The following is a 3679-nucleotide window of genomic DNA, read 5'->3' on the forward strand; positions in this document are numbered from 1 at the left end:
ACTAGACTCTCATTTAGGCGAGGTTGCCATACTTTAGGTAATTTTTATTTTGCTAAATTAGCCATTTCTCTAAAACAGTTTTGTCCAAAAACGAGTTTAGAAGGATGGCTTATTGTATGTGGCTTATTGATTGTGCCGCTTGTGTATAGAAGCAAAAAAAAAGAATGGGGAGCGTGATTGCTCCCCATTGTCGTTTCTTATCGTTGCCGGTGGTATTACTTTTCTTTGATGGCTTCACAGCCTTCTGGAACGGCGATGCTCGCTACGTCCTTACCTTCCTGTTGCGCCGCATTCACCTCCATTTTGTATTGAGTACATTTACCCACACTGACGTTGACGGCTCCCGAATCTGCGGATGGGTTACCGCCCAGCGTTCCGCCAGCAAAGGCGGAAGAGGTTGAGAAAACTAACGCTGTAGTGATAAGTAGAGATGACTTGTTCATAGTTGATCCTTACGAGTTGGTTGAGTGTGTTATTTGGGAATTAAGTTAGAAGGTGTAGACAAAGGTGCCCGCGCTGGAGGTGACTTCGATTTCTTTAACGCTGTCCACAGTGCAGTTGTTGCTGTATCCGGTGTAGGTTTGGCCGAACTTTAACGAAACGTTTCTTGATAGCTCTGAGGCTGTTCCTGCGGGTAATCGGCAGTTGCCACGGTTAATCACCACATTGCTGATTACGGTGGTGTCGGCGATGGCTTGAAGGTCAAAGACCAATGTTCCCCAGTGAGGGTTAGCTGATATCGACACTTCAATATCTGCCTTTGTTGCTTGAGTTTCATCTTGGTCGCCACAAGCGGTGAGTCCGATAAACAGGATGGTCATAGCGGCGTATCGGAGTAGGGTGTTAATTAATGTCATAAAGGTGCTCTCCTTATCGGTGAGTGAAATTCAGGATGCACTGATTCCATCGTGTTCACGCATGAACCGCTCAAGATTGAAATCAGTCGGATAGGTAAAAGAAAACGTCGATACACTGGCCTCATCAATCAAAGGCAAGGCTAGGGTGCGTATCGTGTGTTGACCGGATAATCGAAAGAGCAGCAAGAGCGCGTCACACTGAACCGAGAGCCCCAGTGGCTCAATGAGCGCCTTCTCTTGCTGCAATACTTGGCTAGATATCTTGAGCATACGGTTGTGCAGTAATGCCGTGTGTACCACATTCAACACGTGCCGTTGCTCGTCACTCCACTCACGAATAGTGGGCAATGCCACATGTACTTTTGCTAACCATGCTTGCTCTTTTGTATGTGCTGAAGCTATATGGGACAAGGGGTTGTCTCTCTCCGAGGAGCGACCTTGCCCATAATTCAGTGCATCAGGAACCAGCGGCAGTAAGTACTTGTTGGTCAGTTGCCAATAGAGCATTTCCTGCTTGTTGAGCTTCAGTAATTGCTCTGAGGTTTTCCGATAAACATGTGGCATGCTCATCGAATCACACTCCACATTAAACACGTCCACAATGATGTCATCGAGGTAGCGTTTAATGCTGCGCGTGGTGCGGTGGATATCGAGTAGGGCTAACTGCTGCTGCAACTCCCTAACGGTAATCCATCGATGTTGAGGAATAAGCATCAGCGTGTGCAGCAAAGCGGATAACCCTTCAATGCTGGTTTTATTGCTCATGACTACGCTCTCAATACATCAAAGCTCCACACCGGAGTCGGACATTTAATGTCGGGAGAATAGAGGTGGGTCAGACACATAATGTCCAACGGTGAAAACAGCATCAATCGGCATCACCAAAGCGTGAGCCGATTAACATTAACGAGACTTATGCTTATCACTGAGCTCGGCAATCGCTGCCAATAACCCAATCAACAGCACCACCAGAAACCCTAAAGTAGATAGGGCTCCGATGGCACCGAAGAACGGAGACAGTGAAAACAACGTGATGAGGGCAGTGACAAGTTTGATGGTTTGTAGAAGGAGGGAAGTCATGAGTTATTGCGGGGTGACGGCTATCTCGTTGTAAGCGTCTGTATCGACATAGGCCAGAAAGTTATTCTCCCATAGCCGATACAGCTCTTTGGCATCACGGCTACCTTGCATTGGTAGCCAGCCACGATAAGCCACAAAGAACTGCCCAACCCGAAAATCAAAGTCCAAGTTGCGCTCTAGCTCTGGATAGTAGTTCCCCATATAAGCAAAATCGGTGATGTACTCAATGCTCCACGTACCTGCTGAGGTTTGGCAAATCGCCATCTCAACCGGATGGAAGCCGCCTTCTTCCGCGCTGTAACTTTTATCGCGAAAGTTAAACACCAGATAACGGCTGGTGGTCAGTGCTTCATTACTCAGCATCTGAGCGGTGAGTTGCTTACTTAGCAGCTTATGCAGTTTCTTCGATACAGGTAGTGTGGATGCCGTAAAGATTAATTTGGACATAGTGAGTCCTCCTTGTTTCAGGATTCAAATAAGAAATACAGAGTGAGAATTATTGGAACGCGCCGACCATCGTCAGTTGCACGTCATCAAAGACGTTTCGAGATAGGTGGCGAGCAAAAGCTTTCATCCAGACCGAGAGTAACTCTTGCACTTCAAAGTGGGATAAATCCGTGCTCCCTACATCGGGCTGATAGCACCAGCGATTAGCAAGGTGAAAGTACAGCTCAGGCTCAACGGTTGTGCTGTTGTCATCGGGATAAGAGAAGCTGGCAAAGAACACCACCAACCAAGGGCTTGAGGTTGACTCTCGCTTAAACTGTACCTCTATCGGGTGCAAACCTTGTCGATGTCGGTAGTAACTCATTTGGCGGCAGTTCAACACGAGTCGTTCCGCATTGTCCGAGATGTTGTATCGATTCAGAAGTGCTTCCAATGATGTATGTAAAGCGTCATCAATAGAAAGCTCACCATAATGTTGACCAATCATAACCACCCCCTTTCAGCAAATGAGGTGCAGGTATCACCTGCCACGATATGGTCGAGAACGCGGACATCCACCAGCGCTAAAGCGTCCTTGAGTCTTTCGGTGATGTGTCTATCGGCTTGAGACGGTGTTGAGTCTCCAGATGGATGGTTATGGGCGAATATCACCGCTGCGGCATTCACTTCTAACACCGCTTTCACCACTTCTCGCGGGTAGACGCTGGCCGCATCCACTGTTCCTTGAAACAGCTCTTTAAACTCAATCAGTCGGTTTTGGTTATCCAGTAACAATAAGGCAAACACTTCACGCTCATAACTGCCTAGCTTACAGCGCACGTACTCTTTGGTGGCTTCTGGTTTGGTTAAGGCATCACCGCGCACGTAGCGCGTAGCCAGTATCTCAGCCGCATGCTCTAGGATTTCATTTTCCTGATAGCGTTGCTGCTTTTGGTAATCGGACGTTTTGGGATTCATTTCAGGCTCCTATCGGAATCAATGATGGGATTTCACATTGATGACATATGCCTGAAGATTTTTGTATTGAGAGATGTGTAAGGAGTATGTCGGCCTTCAAGCCCCCTATTGGATCTCATCATAGCGGCTTTCACCAAAACAAGAAGAGAATTGATTGAATTTTGGAACACTTGATTTAGGAACTATGGTCGTATAGTAAAAAGCCAATCCTATGTCTTCGATTTAAATCGATTTTTTAAAAGACTTTTTCCAACTTTGCTCCTAGATTTAACTTGTAATGGATTATACAAGGTGGCTATATGTCAAAAATCACAAGGACTGTTTATTCTCTCTCCATT

Annotated in this window: 7 protein-coding genes; all 7 read right to left on the minus strand. The window is 46.6% G+C overall.

What is annotated here, in order from left to right:
* Window positions 1–215: 215 nt before the first annotated feature.
* Complete coding sequence (locus CAG65_RS01285; protein ID WP_161447606.1) at window positions 216–443, minus strand: hypothetical protein; 228 nt, start codon at window positions 441–443, stop codon at window positions 216–218.
* Window positions 444–488: 45 nt separating this feature from the next.
* Window positions 489–857: a hypothetical protein gene (locus CAG65_RS01290; protein WP_161451633.1), complete on the minus strand. Its 369-nt coding sequence runs from the start codon at window positions 855–857 to the stop codon at window positions 489–491.
* Between the two features lie 30 nt (window positions 858–887).
* Window positions 888–1622 carry a WYL domain-containing protein gene (locus CAG65_RS01295; protein WP_161451635.1) on the minus strand — a complete coding sequence of 245 codons (735 nt, stop codon included), beginning with the start codon at window positions 1620–1622 and terminating at the stop codon, window positions 888–890.
* A gap of 138 nt (window positions 1623–1760) precedes the next feature.
* Window positions 1761–1937 carry a hypothetical protein gene (locus tag CAG65_RS22005; RefSeq protein ID WP_114729912.1) on the minus strand — a complete coding sequence of 59 codons (177 nt, stop codon included), beginning with the start codon at window positions 1935–1937 and terminating at the stop codon, window positions 1761–1763.
* Window positions 1938–1940: 3 nt separating this feature from the next.
* Window positions 1941–2384, minus strand: a complete 444-nt coding sequence (locus tag CAG65_RS01300) for a DUF2787 domain-containing protein (RefSeq protein WP_161451637.1) — start codon at window positions 2382–2384, stop codon at window positions 1941–1943.
* Window positions 2385–2433: 49 nt separating this feature from the next.
* A complete protein-coding gene (locus tag CAG65_RS01305; protein WP_161451639.1) occupies window positions 2434–2871 on the minus strand; it encodes a DUF2787 domain-containing protein in 438 nt (145 codons plus the stop codon).
* Window positions 2868–3341, minus strand: coding sequence for a RadC family protein (gene radC, locus CAG65_RS01310; RefSeq protein ID WP_161451642.1), 474 nt, complete (start codon window positions 3339–3341; stop codon window positions 2868–2870). The genes CAG65_RS01305 and radC overlap by 4 nt, the downstream gene beginning before the upstream one ends.
* Between the last annotated feature and the right edge of the window lie 338 nt (window positions 3342–3679).

Origin of the sequence: Vibrio sp. V39_P1S14PM300 (assembly GCF_009904765.1) — a bacterium.
In the GTDB taxonomy this organism is placed as follows: domain Bacteria; phylum Pseudomonadota; class Gammaproteobacteria; order Enterobacterales; family Vibrionaceae; genus Vibrio; species Vibrio proteolyticus.

What these genes read in the sequence shown, in the direction of transcription:
- CAG65_RS01285 (WP_161447606.1), bottom strand. Translation starts at nt 443, where the DNA reads ATGAACAAGTCATCTCTACTTATCACTACAGCGTTAGTTTTCTCAACC.
- CAG65_RS01290 (WP_161451633.1), bottom strand. Translation starts at nt 857, where the DNA reads ATGACATTAATTAACACCCTACTCCGATACGCCGCTATGACCATCCTG.
- CAG65_RS01295 (WP_161451635.1), bottom strand. Translation starts at nt 1,622, where the DNA reads ATGAGCAATAAAACCAGCATTGAAGGGTTATCCGCTTTGCTGCACACG.
- CAG65_RS22005 (WP_114729912.1), bottom strand. Translation starts at nt 1,937, where the DNA reads ATGACTTCCCTCCTTCTACAAACCATCAAACTTGTCACTGCCCTCATC.
- CAG65_RS01300 (WP_161451637.1), bottom strand. Translation starts at nt 2,384, where the DNA reads ATGTCCAAATTAATCTTTACGGCATCCACACTACCTGTATCGAAGAAA.
- CAG65_RS01305 (WP_161451639.1), bottom strand. Translation starts at nt 2,871, where the DNA reads ATGATTGGTCAACATTATGGTGAGCTTTCTATTGATGACGCTTTACAT.
- radC (WP_161451642.1), bottom strand. Translation starts at nt 3,341, where the DNA reads ATGAATCCCAAAACGTCCGATTACCAAAAGCAGCAACGCTATCAGGAA.